The organism is Actinomyces viscosus (assembly GCF_900637975.1).
GTDB lineage: Bacteria > Actinomycetota > Actinomycetes > Actinomycetales > Actinomycetaceae > Actinomyces > Actinomyces viscosus.
The window spans coordinates 1,111,843-1,126,923 of the sequence record NZ_LR134477.1 but is presented as its reverse complement, the minus strand read 5'-3'; the positions used below and the strand labels follow the sequence as shown (position 1 = coordinate 1,126,923).

Genomic DNA, 15,081 nt, shown 5'->3' with positions numbered 1-15,081 from the left:
GCGCTTCCGTTTGACGGTCTGGTGGCCGGTGCGTAATGTTCTCTCCGGCCCGAAACGGGGAGGATGAAAGTCCTCAGACCGGCCGGGAGCTGGGAACTGAAAAGAGCCGAATGAGAGACGAAGGTCACTGATCGATCGTTTGACTCAGGAAAAGCGGCTCGCTAAAGTTTCCCAGGCGCTTCTGAGAAGGAGACGAAAGACGAAAGTCTTTCGAGGATTTCTCAGTGGGTGTGTTGTTTGAGAACTCGATAGTGTGTCATGTTTTTTATGCCATGGGTCCTGGGGGCTGTGCGTGGTTGTCTGGGTTGCCTGTCTTGTGTGGTGGGTGGTTTGGGTGGTTGTGTGTGGTTTCTGGGGCTTGTTTTGTTTTGGTTTGCCTGGCTCTTCTGTGTGGGGGGGTTGGGTTGGGCCTGGTCTGGTTTTCTGGACTGTGTGCTGACTGTTGGTGTTCTGGTTGGCTGCCTTGTTTGGTGGTTGGCTTGGGGTGCCTTTTTTGTTGGTTTTGTTTGGAGAGTTTGATCCTGGCTCAGGACGAACGCTGGCGGCGTGCTTAACACATGCAAGTCGAACGGTGAAGGAGCCAGCTTGCTGGTTCTGGATGAGTGGCGAACGGGTGAGTAACACGTGAGTAACCTGCCCCCTTCTTCTGGATAACCGCATGAAAGTGTGGCTAATACGGGATATTCTGGGTCTGTCGCATGGTGGGCCTGGGAAAGGTTTGTTCCGGTGGGGGATGGGCTCGCGGCCTATCAGCTTGTTGGTGGGGTGATGGCCTACCAAGGCGGTGACGGGTAGCCGGCCTGAGAGGGTGGACGGTCACACTGGGACTGAGACACGGCCCAGACTCCTACGGGAGGCAGCAGTGGGGAATATTGCACAATGGGCGCAAGCCTGATGCAGCGACGCCGCGTGAGGGATGGAGGCCTTCGGGTTGTGAACCTCTTTCGCCAGTGAAGCAGGCCTGCTCCTTGTGGGTGGGTTGACGGTAGCTGGATAAGAAGCGCCGGCTAACTACGTGCCAGCAGCCGCGGTAATACGTAGGGCGCGAGCGTTGTCCGGAATTATTGGGCGTAAAGAGCTCGTAGGCGGCTGGTCGCGTCTGTCGTGAAATCCTCTGGCTTAACTGGGGGCTTGCGGTGGGTACGGGCCGGCTTGAGTGCGGTAGGGGAGACTGGAACTCCTGGTGTAGCGGTGGAATGCGCAGATATCAGGAAGAACACCGGTGGCGAAGGCGGGTCTCTGGGCCGTTACTGACGCTGAGGAGCGAAAGCGTGGGGAGCGAACAGGATTAGATACCCTGGTAGTCCACGCCGTAAACGTTGGGCACTAGGTGTGGGGGGCCTTTTCCGGGTCTTCCGCGCCGTAGCTAACGCATTAAGTGCCCCGCCTGGGGAGTACGGCCGCAAGGCTAAAACTCAAAGGAATTGACGGGGGCCCGCACAAGCGGCGGAGCATGCGGATTAATTCGATGCAACGCGAAGAACCTTACCAAGGCTTGACATGTGCCGGATGGTCCTGGAGACGGGGTTTCCTCCTTTGGGGGCTGGTTCACAGGTGGTGCATGGTTGTCGTCAGCTCGTGTCGTGAGATGTTGGGTTAAGTCCCGCAACGAGCGCAACCCTTGTCTCGTGTTGCCAGCACGTTGTGGTGGGGACTCGCGGGAGACTGCCGGGGTCAACTCGGAGGAAGGTGGGGATGACGTCAAATCATCATGCCCCTTATGTCTTGGGCTTCACGCATGCTACAATGGCCGGTACAGAGGGCTGCGATACTGTGAGGTGGAGCGAATCCCTTAAAGCCGGTCTCAGTTCGGATCGGTGTCTGCAACTCGACACCGTGAAGTTGGAGTCGCTAGTAATCGCAGATCAGCAACGCTGCGGTGAATACGTTCTCGGGCCTTGTACACACCGCCCGTCACGTCATGAAAGTCGGCAACACCCGAAGCCCGTGGCCCTATGGGGAGCGGTCGAAGGTGGGGCTGGTGATTGGGACGAAGTCGTAACAAGGTAGCCGTACCGGAAGGTGCGGCTGGATCACCTCCTTTCTAGGGATTGATTGTGCTTGCGGCGCCCCTGGTGTCCTGGTTTGTTTCACCCCTTTTGTTCTTGTGGGGGTGGCTGGGGTGCTGGGTGCCGTGGGGAAGATGATGGTGTAAGGAACACGCCTGCCTGGGCTGGTTGGTCTGGGTGGGTGCCCCTGCGTGTGCGTGCTTGGTGTGCGTGTGTGTGGGGGTGGCATGCTGTCGGGGTTCTGGGGCAGTGCGCCCTGGTTGCCTGGCCTGTAGGGTCTGCTGGTTTGTTGCTGGTGGGTCTTGTGGGTGTGGGTGGGTTGGTTGTGAACTGTATAGTGGACGCGAGCATCTTACTGTAAGTGTTTTCTGCGACAAGCGCGTGGATGCGCATGGTCTTGTGTGGGTCGTGTGTGTTTGTGTGTTGTTGTGGTTCTTGTTGTTTGTTTTTGTTGAGCGTTCGGTGGATGCCTTGGCATCAGGGGCCGATGAAGGACGTGGTGGCCTGCGATATTCCTCGGGGAGCCGGCTGGCGGGCTGTGATCCGAGGGTTTCCGAATGGGGGGACCCGGCACGAGTTATGTCGTGTCACCTGCATCTGAATTGTATAGGGTGTGGGGGGTGACGCGGGGAAGTGAAACATCTTAGTACCCGTAGGAGAAGATATTCCGTGAGTAGTGGCGAGCGAAAGCGGATGATGGTTAAACCGTGTGCGTGTGATACTCGGCAGGGGTTGCGTGTGCGGGGTTGTGGGGCTGTTCTGTCGTCTTCTGCCGGAGGCGGGGCGCGTGTGCTGGCTGGTAGCTGAAACGTCTGGGAAGGCGTGGCGTAGTGGGTGATACCCCCGTAGGTGTAACTGGTTGGTGCGTGTCTGGGATGGTGCCCGAGTAGCACGGGGCTCGTGGAATCCTGTGTGAATCTGCCAAGACCACTTGGCTGCCTGAATACCTCCTGATGACCGATAGTGGATAGTACCGTGAGGGAATGGTGAAAAGTACCCCGGGAGGGGAGTGAAATAGTACCTGAAACCGGGCGCTTGCAAGCCGTCAGAGCCTTCTGCATGCTTTGGTGTGTGGGGGTGGTGGCGTGCCTTTTGAAGAATGAGCCTGCGAGTCAGTGGCGTGTCGCGAGGTTAACCCGTGTGGGGTAGCCGTAGCGAGAGCGAGTCCGAATAGGGCGTTGTTGTAGTGGCGCGTTCTGGACCCGAAGCGGGGTGATCTACCCATGGCCAGGTTGAAGCACGTGTAAGAGCGTGTGGAGGACCGAACCCACCTAGGTTGAAAACTGGGGGGATGAGCTGTGGGTAGGGGTGAAAGGCCAATCAAACTCCGTGATAGCTGGTTCTCCCCGAAATGCATTTAGGTGCAGCGTTGCGTGTTGCCCGGCGGAGGTAGAGCTACTGGGTGGCTGATGGGCCCCACAGGGTTACTGACGTCAACCAAACTCCGAATGCCGTCAGGGTGTGAGCGTGGCAGTGAGACTGCGGGGGATAAGCTCCGTGGTCGAGAGGGAAACAGCCCAGATCGCCGGCTAAGGCCCCTAAGCGTGTGCTAAGTGGGAAAGGATGTGCGGTCGCGCAGACAACCAGGAGGTTGGCTTAGAAGCAGCCATCCTTGAAAGAGTGCGTAATAGCTCACTGGTCAAGTGATCGTGCGCCGACAATGTAGCGGGGCTCAAGTACACCGCCGAAGCCGCGGACCCACAGCGTTGCTCCCTTCACCGTGCGCCGTTGCGCGTGTGGTGGCAGGGGCTGTGGGTGGTAGGGGAGCGTCCTGCACCGGGGGAAGCGTCTGGGTGACCGGGCGTGGACGGTGCGGGAGTGAGAATGCAGGCATGAGTAGCGATACTAGGGTGAGAAGCCCTAGCGCCGAATGACCAAGGGTTCCAGGGCCAGGCTAGTCCGCCCTGGGTGAGTCGGGACCTAAGGCGAGGCCGACAGGCGTAGTCGATGGATGACGGGTTGATATTCCCGTACCGGCGAAGCACCGCCCATGCTGACGCGCGGGTGCTAACCCACGCCCAGCCACCACGTAAGCCCTCAACTCGGGTCTTCGGACCTGGTGGGGGTTGTGGTGGTGGGGTCTGGGGATCCTCCGTGCAGGTAGGCAAGCGTGTTAACAGGGGTGACGCACAGTGGTAGCCCGGCGGACCTGATGGCTTGGTCCGTTCAAGCGCGCAGCCCGTCCTCCAGGTAAATCCGGGGTGACGACCCATTTGGTTGGGTGAGGGTGAGGCGTGATGGTGACCCCACGCTGGTGGGGGATAGCAGGGTGATCCTGGGGTGCCGAGAAAAGCCTCGACGCGATGGTGCCAGCCGCCCGTACCCTAAACCGACACAGGTGGTCGGGCAGAGTATGCCTAGGCGCACGAGTGAATCATGGTTAAGGAACTCGGCAAAATGCCCCCGTAACTTCGGGAGAAGGGGGGCCCGATTCCCTGAAGCCCCGTCGCGGGCTAGGGGGGTGGGTCGCAGAGACCAGGGGGAAGCGACTGTTTACTAAAAACACAGGTCCGTGCGAAGCCGTAAGGCGATGTATACGGACTGACGCCTGCCCGGTGCTGGAAGGTTAAGAGGAACCATCAACCCTTCGGGGTGAAGTGGTGAATTTAAGCCCCAGTAAACGGCGGTGGTAACTATAACCATCCTAAGGTAGCGAAATTCCTTGTCGGGTAAGTTCCGACCTGCACGAATGGCGTAACGACTTCCCCGCTGTCTCAACCATGAGCTCGGCGAAATTGCAGTACGAGTAAAGATGCTCGTTTCGCGCAGAAGGACGGAAAGACCCCGGGACCTTTACTACAGCTTGGTATTGGCGCCCGCTATAGCTTGTGCAGGATAGGTGGGAGACTGTGAAGCCGTCACGCCAGTGGTGGTGGAGTCGTCCTTGAAATACCACTCTGGTTATGGCGTGCGCCTGAACCTGGGCCCGTGATCCGGGTTAGGGACAGTGCCTGGTGGGTAGTTTAACTGGGGCGGTTGCCTCCTAAAGTGTAACGGAGGCGCTCAAAGGTTCCCTCAGCCTGGTCGGCAACCAGGTGTTGAGTGCAAGTGCACAAGGGAGCTTGACTGTGAGACCGACGGGTCGAGCAGGTACGAAAGTAGGAACTAGTGATCCGGCGATCCCGTGTGGGTGGGTCGTCGCTCAACGGATAAAAGGTACCCCGGGGATAACAGGCTGATCCTGCCCAAGAGTCCATATCGACGGCATGGTTTGGCACCTCGATGTCGGCTCGTCGCATCCTGGGGCTGGAGCAGGTCCCAAGGGTTGGGCTGTTCGCCCATTAAAGCGGTACGCGAGCTGGGTTTAGAACGTCGTGAGACAGTTCGGTCCCTATCCTCTGCGCGCGCAGGAGACTTGAGAAGGCCTGTCCCTAGTACGAGAGGACCGGGACGGACGAACCTCTGGTGTGCCAGTTGTCCCGCCCGGGGCACGGCTGGTTGGCTACGTTCGGGAAGGGTAACCGCTGAAAGCATCTAAGCGGGAAACCATCTTCAAGATAAGGTCTCCACAAGACAATTGTTTTGGTAGGCCCCCAGCAGACTACTGGGTTGATAGGCCAGAAGTGGAAGACCGGTAACGGTTGGAGCTGACTGGTACTAATAGGCCAACACAAACAACAACCCCCACCACAACCATCAAACCCTTGGTGGCGAGAAGGGGGGGTGCACACAGGTGCGGAAGCGTCCACTATACGGTCCACAACCAACCCAACCCGGCCGGCAGCCAGCCACAACCGTGAATAGAGCACACCACACACGTATGGCGACGGTTCCTGCACTGCCTAACCAGTCGTCTCGGTGGTCACAGCGACAGGGACACGCCCGGACCCATCCCGAACCCGGAAGCTAAGCCTGACAGCGCCGATGGTACTGCACCCGCCAGGGTGCGGGAGAGTAGGACACCACCGAGCACACACGTAAGACATCGGGGCGGTTCCCACATCAGATGTGGGAACCGCCCCGATGTTTATGCTCGTCAGTCTTCCTCGAAGATGGAGGCGATGCACCCTCCATGCCTCTGCGGCGACGCGGTTCCCGGAGCAATGAGATGTGGCGCGCCGCGCGCCACACTCGCGTCGCCGGGTCTGGCTACGCCACCGGGCTGCAGTCCAGGTAGGCTCCTCCCAGGCAATCACGGACAGCGAGGGAACTGACGGCAGTCCCGGAGCGAAAGAAGGACCATGGCGTATCAGGACCGTCGGCACCACTCTGATCACGACGACTCAGGCAGGCGTCGTCGGGACGGTGATCGTCACGGCTTCGGTCGACGTAAGCGCTTCGAAGGGAGCGACGACCGCCCTCGCGGCGGCCACGACTCGAGAAGAGACGACGAGTCGTATCACGCGCAAAGGCGTTCTCAGCGCCCGAGTCGTGAGGAGCACGGTTCTCGCGGCGAGCGTCGGCACCGTGACGACTGGCGAGGCGACCGACGTCATGACGGGGACTCCGCCGAGAGGCGGCCCGGCCGCGGCAGCGGGAGACCCGGTCGATTCAGCGACAGCTCGGGGCGGAGAGACTCGCGGGACAGACGGGATGACCGTCGCGGTCGTCCGCCGCAGCGTCAGCGCGTCCCCGAACCCCACGTACCGGACGACGTTGAGCCCGGGGACCTCGAGCGAGGCGCCAGGAGTGAGTTGAGAGCCCTGGGACGCGCCAACGCCGAGAACGTCGCCCGCCACCTGGTGATGGCCCAGCGGCTGCTGAACGACGACCCGCAGACGGCCTACGAGCACGCACGCTATGCCGCCTCCCATGCCGGGCGCGTCGCCGTCGTACGGGAGACCGCGGGTATCGCCGCTTACCTCGCCGGACACTACAACGAGGCGCTTCGCGAAATTCGCGCTGCCAGGCGACTGTCCGGTCTCGACCTGCACCGGGCCATCGAGGTTGACTGCGAACGTGCCCTGGGGCACGCTGACAAGGCCCTCCAGGCCGCCAAGGCAGCCGACCCACGCCAGCTCGACGAGATCGAGCGCGCTGAGCTGGCCATGGTCGTCTCCAGCCTCCGTCACGAGATGGGCCAGACCGACCTCGGTCTCATCGTCATCGAGGACGCCATCAGGGCACGTCCCTCCGACAGCGACACCCTCAGGCGCCTGCACTCGGTGCGTGCGGACCGGCTTGAGGAGCTGGGACGTCACCAGGAGGCCGCGGCCATCCGTGACCGTATCGGCCCCGAACCGGGTGAGGAGGATGAGGTCGAGGTCTTCGACATCGAGGACGACTACGACTCCGAGACCCACGACCTCGCAGAGCAGGACGCCCAGGAGAAGGCCGACGCCGAGGCCGACGGCGGCGCAGGTGACCGGGTAGAGATCTCAGAGACTCCTGACGCGTCGGGTAAGACCGATGCAGATGATGTCACGGCCCTCGAAGCCGTCGACCAGGACGACGACGCAGACTGGTCAGCGTCCTTCGCCGAGCGCGTTGAGGCCGAGATGGCCGAGCTGCTCCAGGAAGCGGCCAAGGCCCCGGCAACCCCACCAACGGATGAGGCGGCCGAGTCGGCGCCAGCGTCTCCTGATAACGCCGCTGATGGAACGACCCCCACGACGATCTCAGCCGACGACGCCCCAGAGGAGCCCCGATGACACCCTCCACGCAGCATCCCTCAGACGCTCGCGCCACTCTCCTGGGCAGCGATGAGGCCCTGTGCACCGCCTACGACGTCGCACTGCTGGACCTCGACGGCGTCTGCTTCGCCGGCGAGGCCCGGGTGCCCTACGCCGCGGACAACGTCAACGCCGCCCGCGCCGCCGGAATGCACCTGTCCTTTGTCACCAACAATGCCTCGCGGGCGCCCCAGACGGTTGTGGACAAGCTCGCTGCCAACGACATCGTTGCCGATCCGTCCGAGGTCTTCAGCGCCGCCATGGACGCGGCCGCCATGCTCGCCGAGCACGTCGAGCCGGGATCCACGGTCCTTGTCGTCGGCGGTGACGGAGTGCGCCAGGCCCTTCTCGACGAGGGCTTCCAGGTGACCAGCAGCGCGCAGGACGGGCCGGCTGCCGTCGTCCAGGGGTGGGACCCGGCAGTCGACTGGGCCCTGCTGTCCGAGGGCGTTTACGCCATCAATGCCGGTGCTCTCCACGTGGCCACCAACCTGGACGCGACGCTGCCGACGGAGCGGGGCTTCGCCCTGGGCAACGGCAGTCTCGTGGCCGCCGTCGTCAACGCCTCCGGCAAGGAGCCCCTAGCCGGCGGCAAACCCTTCCCCGGGATCTACACGCGGGCCCTCAAGCGTGCCGGCGGCACCAGGCCCCTGGCCGTCGGAGACCGCCTCAACACCGATCACGTCGGGGCCCGGGCCGCCGGGATCCCCGGGCTCCACGTCCTCACCGGAGTCTCGGACGCCCGCGATGTCATCACCGCCCCGGCAACCGAGCGTCCCAGCTTCCTTCACACCGACCTGCGCGGCCTGACCGAGCCGCATCCCACCCCCGTACGATCCGTGCAGGACGGCCAGGAGTGGTGGCAGGTCGGCAGCCGGCGCGCCCGCGTCGTCGACTCCGTACTCCAGCTCCAGGACGGGGGAGACCTGACCTCTCAGGACGGCGGCCCGGTGCGCATCGACCTGGACTCCTACCGGGCTCTGGCCGTGGCCGCCTGGGACTGGGCCGACGCGCAGGAGGCTCGGGGCGAGGCGGCTGCACTGGATCTCCCTAGGATCGAGGTCGTTGCTTCCTGAGAGTCCGACCTGGGTCAGGAATACTCCTCAAGGGGAAGGAAGGCGCAGCAGCCGCGCACGCGAACGATGCCGAGGTGAGTCAGGAATGAGCCGCAACGAGCCGGAAACCGGTGCTCGGGAGAAGAAGCCGTCGACGGTGGAACCCGCGCGCCCGCCGGTTCCCGAACCACCGGTGCCCGCACCCCCGCGAGCCGACGCCGCCCTGGCGGCGGCCCACGGCCTGACCGATCACGCCGACGAGCTCACCGAGATCGGTCGGATGCCCCTGGAGGAGCGGGCGGCTGCGCTCTCGGCCATCCACGAGGAGCTCACCTCCGTCCTGCACGAGGCGGAAGGCTGATATGGCCCGACTCATCCGCATCGACTCCGAGCTCGTGCGCCGCGGTCTGGCCCGGTCTCGCACCCACGCCGCCACCCTCATCACCGACGGACACGTCACCCTCGACGGTGAGGTGGTCACCAAGCCCGCCCGTCAGGTCAACCCGGCGCAGGCCATCGAGATCCTCACCCCCTCGGGAGACGACTACGTCTCACGCGGCGCCCGCAAGCTCGCCGGTGCGCTGGACGCGCTGGGCGAGCGCGGCCTGGCACCTCGCATCGAGGGGCGCCGCTGCCTGGACGCAGGTGCCTCCACGGGAGGGTTCACCGACGTCCTCCTTCGCCGCGGCGCCGAGCACGTCGTGGCCGTCGACGTCGGCTACGGCCAGCTGGCCTGGTCCCTGCGCTCCGACCCCCGCGTCACCGCCCTGGACCGTACCAACATCCGCACGCTGGATCCCGCCGCTGTCGCTCCCGCCCCCCAGGTGGTGGTGGGTGACCTGTCCTTCATCTCCCTGACCCTGGTACTCGAGCCGCTGCTGCGCGCCGCGGCCGACGACGCCGACCTCCTGCTCATGGTCAAGCCCCAGTTCGAGGTGGGCAAGGACCGAGTCGGGCACGGGGGAGTGGTACGCGACCCAGGGCTCCATGTGGAGACGGTCATGACCGTGGCCGAGCGGGCCCACGCCCTGGGGGTGGGGATCGACGCCGTGACCGCCTCCCCGTTGCCCGGACCTGCCGGTAACGTCGAGTACTTCCTGAACATGCACGCCTCCGGCGCCGGGAGTCCCGAGGACCTGCGCGGCCCGGACCTGCGCGCCCAGATCGAGGACGCCGTCGCCACCGGCCCCGCCGCAGGCGGCTCCCGACGAAGCAGAACGAGGACCCATCCATGAGCAAGCTGAGCCCTTCAGGTACCACCGCCCAGACCGCTGAATCGGCCTGCTGCCGCCAGGCCCCGGATCAGCCGGGAACGGAGCCGAGCCACCGGAGGATCTCGCGCGTCATGCTGCTGCAGCGAGACCTCAACGACAAGCCGGTCCCCGTTCCCAGGCCCAGTGCCGCCCCCACAGCCACCGCCGTGGCCAGGGCCTCAGCGGCGCTGCGGGCCCACGGCGTCGAGCCCGTAGGCCCGGAGTGCACCGACCACGTCGACCTTGTCCTCGTGCTCGGCGGCGACGGCACGATCCTGCGCGCCTTCGAGGCGGCCCGTGAGCGCGACATTCCCCTGGTGGGCATCAATACCGGGCACGTCGGCTTCCTGGCCGAGGCCGACCCCGACGGGATCGAGCAGGTCGTCGCCGACCTCGTCGCGGGCCGCTACACCGTCGAGACCCGCACGACCTTGAACGTCGAGGTCATCTGTCCGGATGGGACGGTCACCCACGAGTGGGCCCTCAACGAGGCGGCCCTGGAGAAGCGCGACCGTGCCCGTATGCTCGAGGTCGCCATCGGCGTCGACGGCCAGGCCGTCTCCTCCTTCGGCTGCGACGGTCTCATCATGTCCACGCCCACCGGTTCAACCGCCTACGCCTTCTCCTGCGGCGGCCCCGTCATCTGGCCCGAGGTCGAGGCCCTCCTCCTGGTTCCGGTGGCCGCGCACGCCCTGTTCACCCGTCCCCTGGTGCTGGGGCCCAACTCGTGCATGGAGGTCGTGGTCCAGCGGGCGGGCTTCGGCGGAGCCGAGATCTGGTGCGACGGCAGGCGCAGCCTGGACGTACCCGTCGGAGCCCGGATCCGTGTCAGCCGGGCGGATCGTCCGGTGCGACTGGCCCGCTTCAACGAGGCACCCTTCGCCAGCCGCCTGGTGCGCAAGTTCGACCTTCCCGTGGAGGGATGGCGGGCCTCCGCCTCCGCCGATGAGAGCTCCTCCGCTGAGGACGATGCCACGGACGAGCCGATGGGCGATCCGGCCGACCCAGCGGTCCCGCAGGACTCCTCGGGAGGGTCGGCGTGATCGAGTCCCTGCACATCGAGGACCTCGGTGTCATCGAGGAGGCCGACCTCCCTCTCAGCCGCGGCCTGACCGCCCTGACCGGAGAGACCGGCGCCGGCAAGACGATGGTGCTGACCTCTCTGGGGCTGCTGCTGGGCCAGCGCGCCGAGACCACCATCGTGCGCGCGGGCGCCGCGCGCAGCCTGGTCGAGGGCGCCTTCCTCGTCGACCCCGACTCGCGCGCCGCAGCCCGCGCCATCGAGGCCGGGGCCGATCTCGACGACGACCTCCTCCTGGCCTCGCGCACGGTTCCGGCCTCCGGCCGATCCCGTGCCTACCTGGGAGGACGATCGGTTCCGGCCTCCGTCCTCAGCGAGGTGGGAGGCCGGCTGGTCTCCGTCCACGGTCAGGCCGACCAGCTGCGACTGCGTTCGGCGGCGGCCCAGCGCGCCGCCCTGGACTCACTGGGCGGCCCCGACCACGCCGCCCTGTGCCGCCGCTACTCCCAGGCCTACCAGGCGCGTCGGCAGGTCGCCCAGGAGCTCCAGGAGTGGCAGGCCTCGGCCCAGGCCCGGGCCGCTGAGGTGGCGCAGCTGCGCACCTGGCTGGAGGCTCTGGAGGAGATCGACCCCCGCAGCGGCGAGGACCGGGACCTGACGGCGGAGGCCGAACGGCTCGACCACGCCGAGGACCTGCGCAGGGCCGCCACCGGGGCCCGCACCGCACTGAGCGGGGAGGAGTCCACCGCCGGCCAGGAGCCCGACGTCGTCGCCCTGATCGCCCACGCGCACCGCAGCCTCGTCGCCGAGTCCGACCGTGACCCCGCGCTGGCCGAGCTGGCTACGCGCACCCAGCGCCTGGGCATCGACGCGGCCGACATCGCCGCAGAGCTGGGCGACTACCTGTCCTCCCTCAGCGCCGACCCGGCCCGCCTCGCCCAGGTCCAGGACCGCCGCGGCGAGCTTGCTCGCGCCTGCCGGGAGATCGGTGGGCCTCAGGAGCAGCTCGACGACGTCGACGCCCTCCTGGCCTGGGGTGAGCGTGCTGCCGCGCGCCTGGCCGAGCTCGACGGCCCCCAGGACACCGCCACCGTGCTGGCTGAGCGTCTCGCCAGCGCCGACGAGGAGCTGGCCGACGTCGGACACGAGCTGAGCCGGGCGCGTCGCCTGCTCGCCGAGCACCTGGAGCAGGCCGTCACCGCCGAGCTGGAGGGCCTGGAGATGAAGGGGGCGCGGCTCGTCGTCGCGCTGAGCCGACTCGATGAACCCGGCCCCACCGGGGCCGAGAACGTGGCCCTCGAGCTCGTCTCCCACCCCGGGGCCCCCGCCCTGCCCCTGGGCAGGGGCGCATCGGGAGGAGAGCTGTCCCGCATCATGCTGGCCCTGGAGGTGGTCCTCGCCGACGCCGCCGCCTCCGCGCGCCCCTCCACCCACACCCGCACCCTCGTGTTCGACGAGATCGACGCCGGTGTGGGAGGCCGCGCCGCCAGGGAGATCGGCCGGCGCCTGGCGCGTCTGGCGCGCCACCACCAGGTCATCGTGGTCACGCACCTGGCCCAGGTGGCGGCCTGGGCCGACACCCACCTCGTGGTGCGCAAGGAGACCGCACCTGACCCCACGCTCTGGGAGCCCCTGGGGGAGTCTCGGGAGAATGTGAGAAAGTCCGGGCCGGGACATACCCGCACGCAGGTGTTCGTCGTCGAAGGCCAGGAGAGAGAACGAGAGCTGGCCCGGATGCTGTCGGGCCACGAGGACTCCCAGGCCGCGGTCCGGCACGCCGCTGAGCTTCTCCAGGAAGCAGTCGTGGGACAATCCGAGCCGTGAGGAATCCCTTCCGCAGAAAGTCTGCGTCCGTCTCCGAGCAACCCAGCGGTGTCGTACGCGTCGACGCACGCACCAAGAAGCTCACCAAGCGTCTCCAGCCCGGTGAGATCGCCATCATCGACCACACCGACATCGACCGGGTGGCTGCCGAGGCACTGGTCGAGTGCGGCCCCTCCGCGGTCCTCAACGCCTCCCCGTCGATCTCCGGGCGCTACCCGAACCTCGGCCCGGGAATCCTCCTCGACGCCGGCATCCCGCTCGTGGACGATCTGGGCCCCGACGTCATGCGCCTGCACGACGGTCAGCGCATCGCCGTCGAGGACGGCGCCGTGCGCATCGAGGGCAAGGATCAGGTCATCGCCGAGGGCTCGGTCCAGACCAAGCAGACCGTCGCCGACGCCATGGAGGCGGCCCAGAAGGGGCTGTCCGTCCAGCTGGAGGCCTTCGCCGCCAACACCATGGAGTACATGCGCGGCGAGTGGGACCTGCTCCTCAACGGCGTCGGCATGCCCACGCTGTCCACGCAGATGAGCGGCAAACACGTCCTGGTCGTCGTGCGCGGCTACTCCTACAAGGAGGACCTCCAGGCACTCAAGCCCTACATCCGGGAGTACAAACCCGTCATCATCGGCGTTGACGGAGGAGCCGACGCCGTCCTGGAGGCCGGATTCAAGCCGACCATGATCGTGGGCGACATGGACTCCGTATCCGACAAGGCGCTCACCTGCGGCGCCGAGATCGTCGTTCACGCCTACCGCGACGGCCGGGCCCCGGGCCTGGCGCACGTCGAGGAGCTCGGGGTCGATCATCACGTCTTCGCCGCCACCGGCACCAGCGAGGACATCGCCATGCTCATGGCCGACGAGGCCGGCGCCGAGATCATCGTGGCCCTGGGCACGCACGCCACCCTGCTGGAGTTCCTCGACAAAGGGCGTGCCGGCATGTCCTCGACCTTCCTGACCCGGCTCAAGGTCGGTGGCCGTCTCATCGACGCCAAGGGCGTCTCCCAGCTCTACCGCACCCGCATCTCGGGATGGTGGCTGCTGCTCCTGGCCCTGTCGGGCACCTTCGCACTGGCCATCGCCCTCATGGCCACTCCGGGCGGACAGACCTTCCTGGGACTGTCCGGCGCCGTGTGGGACGACATCGTCAACTTCTTCCGCTCACTGGTGGGCCTGGCCCCGAACACACCCACCGTCTAACGACTCCCGCCCATCTGAGAGGCAGCGCCTCTCACGGTCATCTCCAAGGTCTCAACCATGATCGACTTCCGCTATCACCTGGTATCGCTCATCTCCGTGTTCCTGGCCCTCGCCGTCGGCGTCGTGCTGGGCGCCGGCCCGCTGCAGAACTCACTGGGGACTGCTCTCAACGACCAGGTCACCGCCCTGCGCGAGGACCGCAACGCCACCCAGACCAAGCTGGAGCAGACCGAGGCGGCCGTCAACGAGCGCGACTCCTACATCACCCAGGCGGCCACCAGTCTCCTGCCCGGAACCCTGGCCTCCAAGAACGTCGCCCTGGTGCTCCTGCCCGAGGCCAAGTCCGAGGACGCCGACGCCGTCGCCACCCAGCTCAAGGGCGCAGGAGCCACCGTCACCGGCCGGGTCAGCCTGACCACCACCTGGGTGGACCTGTCCCGTGAGAACTACCGCTCCACCTTCTCCGGCCAGATCCAGGGCAACCTGGGCGGCGCCGACTCCAAGGACGCCAACGGGATCCTGGGGGAGGGGCTCGCCAAGGCCCTCACCGGCAATGACGACTCCTCCCGTGCCCTCATGGACCTGCTGTCCGTGGACACCTCCGGCACCCCCTTCCTCACCGTGGACTCCACGCCCACCGCCCCGGCCGAGATGATCGTCGTCGTCGGACCTCGCCCCCAGGCGGCCTCCGCCAAGGGCGCCACGGTCGAGGCCTCACCGGGCCAGGACCCCAAGGCCTGGGCCAAGGCCCTGGCCGGCACGGCCTCACGGGCGACCACCGTTGTTGTCGGGTCCGCCGACGGCGACGACAATGTCGTCTCCGTCATCCGCTCCGAGGGCGCAAAGGTCACCACCGTCGACTCAGTCGGTCAGGTCGCCGCCTCGGTGTCCACACCACTGGCCCTGGCCTCCACCCAGGCTGGCACCGTCGGCCACTACGGCTTCGACAAGGGCGCGGATGCTGTCATGCCGCCAGTGACCAGGTAGCACTGGCAGCCCCGGTACCCACCTGCATGCCCCCGTGCCGCCGACGGCTCGCCGGTCCGGCGCCCTCGTGGGGCTCGTGGGGCGCCTTCGTCACGATTCACGCCCCCTCTGCCTTAGG

At 66.0% G+C, this 15,081-nt stretch carries 9 protein-coding genes and 3 rRNA genes; 11 read left to right on the top strand and 1 reads right to left on the bottom strand.

Annotation, left to right across the window (positions count from 1 at the left end; all coding sequences use genetic code 11):
* Positions 1-503 precede the first annotated feature (503 nt).
* The 3 genes from EL340_RS04970 to rrf all read left to right on the top strand — a co-directional run bounded on the left by EL340_RS04970 (position 504) and on the right by rrf (position 5,920).
* Positions 504-2,044 (top strand): 16S ribosomal RNA (locus EL340_RS04970).
* 401 nt (positions 2,045-2,445) lie between these two features.
* Positions 2,446-5,631: ribosomal RNA gene (locus EL340_RS04965) — 23S ribosomal RNA — on the top strand.
* A 172-nt stretch (positions 5,632-5,803) separates the two neighbouring features.
* A 5S ribosomal RNA gene (gene rrf, locus EL340_RS04960) occupies positions 5,804-5,920 on the top strand.
* The 16S, 23S and 5S rRNA genes sit together here, the layout of an rRNA operon.
* A gap of 312 nt (positions 5,921-6,232) precedes the next feature.
* On the opposite strand, the gene EL340_RS04955 is transcribed toward rrf, so the two are convergent.
* The gene (locus tag EL340_RS04955; protein WP_126413692.1) at positions 6,233-6,445 is read right to left on the bottom strand and encodes a hypothetical protein; all 213 of its coding nucleotides are present in this window, start codon (positions 6,443-6,445) and stop codon (positions 6,233-6,235) included.
* A gap of 249 nt (positions 6,446-6,694) precedes the next feature.
* Here EL340_RS04955 and EL340_RS04950 point away from each other — a divergent pair, with 249 nt between their 5' ends.
* The 8 genes from EL340_RS04950 to EL340_RS04915 all read left to right on the top strand — a co-directional run bounded on the left by EL340_RS04950 (position 6,695) and on the right by EL340_RS04915 (position 14,963).
* Positions 6,695-7,600, top strand: a complete 906-nt coding sequence (locus EL340_RS04950; protein ID WP_126415317.1) for a midas domain-containing protein — start codon at positions 6,695-6,697, stop codon at positions 7,598-7,600.
* On the top strand, positions 7,597-8,697 hold the full coding sequence (locus EL340_RS04945) for an HAD-IIA family hydrolase (protein ID WP_126413691.1): 1,101 nt from the start codon (positions 7,597-7,599) through the stop codon (positions 8,695-8,697). Before EL340_RS04950 ends, EL340_RS04945 begins: the two co-directional genes overlap by 4 nt.
* An 85-nt stretch (positions 8,698-8,782) precedes the next feature.
* Positions 8,783-9,037, top strand: a complete 255-nt coding sequence (locus tag EL340_RS04940; RefSeq protein ID WP_126413690.1) for a hypothetical protein — start codon at positions 8,783-8,785, stop codon at positions 9,035-9,037.
* A gap of 1 nt (position 9,038) precedes the next feature.
* Positions 9,039-9,911: a TlyA family RNA methyltransferase gene (locus EL340_RS04935; protein WP_126413689.1), complete on the top strand. Its 873-nt coding sequence runs from the start codon at positions 9,039-9,041 to the stop codon at positions 9,909-9,911.
* Between the two features lie 110 nt (positions 9,912-10,021).
* Positions 10,022-10,972 (top strand): NAD kinase, encoded by a 951-nt coding sequence (locus EL340_RS04930; protein WP_126415316.1) that lies wholly within the window; start codon positions 10,022-10,024, stop codon positions 10,970-10,972.
* On the top strand, positions 10,969-12,774 hold the full coding sequence (gene recN / locus EL340_RS04925; RefSeq protein WP_126413688.1) for a DNA repair protein RecN: 1,806 nt from the start codon (positions 10,969-10,971) through the stop codon (positions 12,772-12,774). The genes EL340_RS04930 and recN overlap by 4 nt, the downstream gene beginning before the upstream one ends.
* A complete protein-coding gene (steA, locus tag EL340_RS04920; RefSeq protein ID WP_126413687.1) occupies positions 12,771-13,976 on the top strand; it encodes a putative cytokinetic ring protein SteA in 1,206 nt (401 codons plus the stop codon). The genes recN and steA overlap by 4 nt, the downstream gene beginning before the upstream one ends.
* Positions 13,977-14,033: 57 nt before the next feature.
* Positions 14,034-14,963, top strand: a complete 930-nt coding sequence (locus EL340_RS04915) for a copper transporter (protein WP_126413686.1) — start codon at positions 14,034-14,036, stop codon at positions 14,961-14,963.
* Positions 14,964-15,081 lie beyond the last annotated feature (118 nt).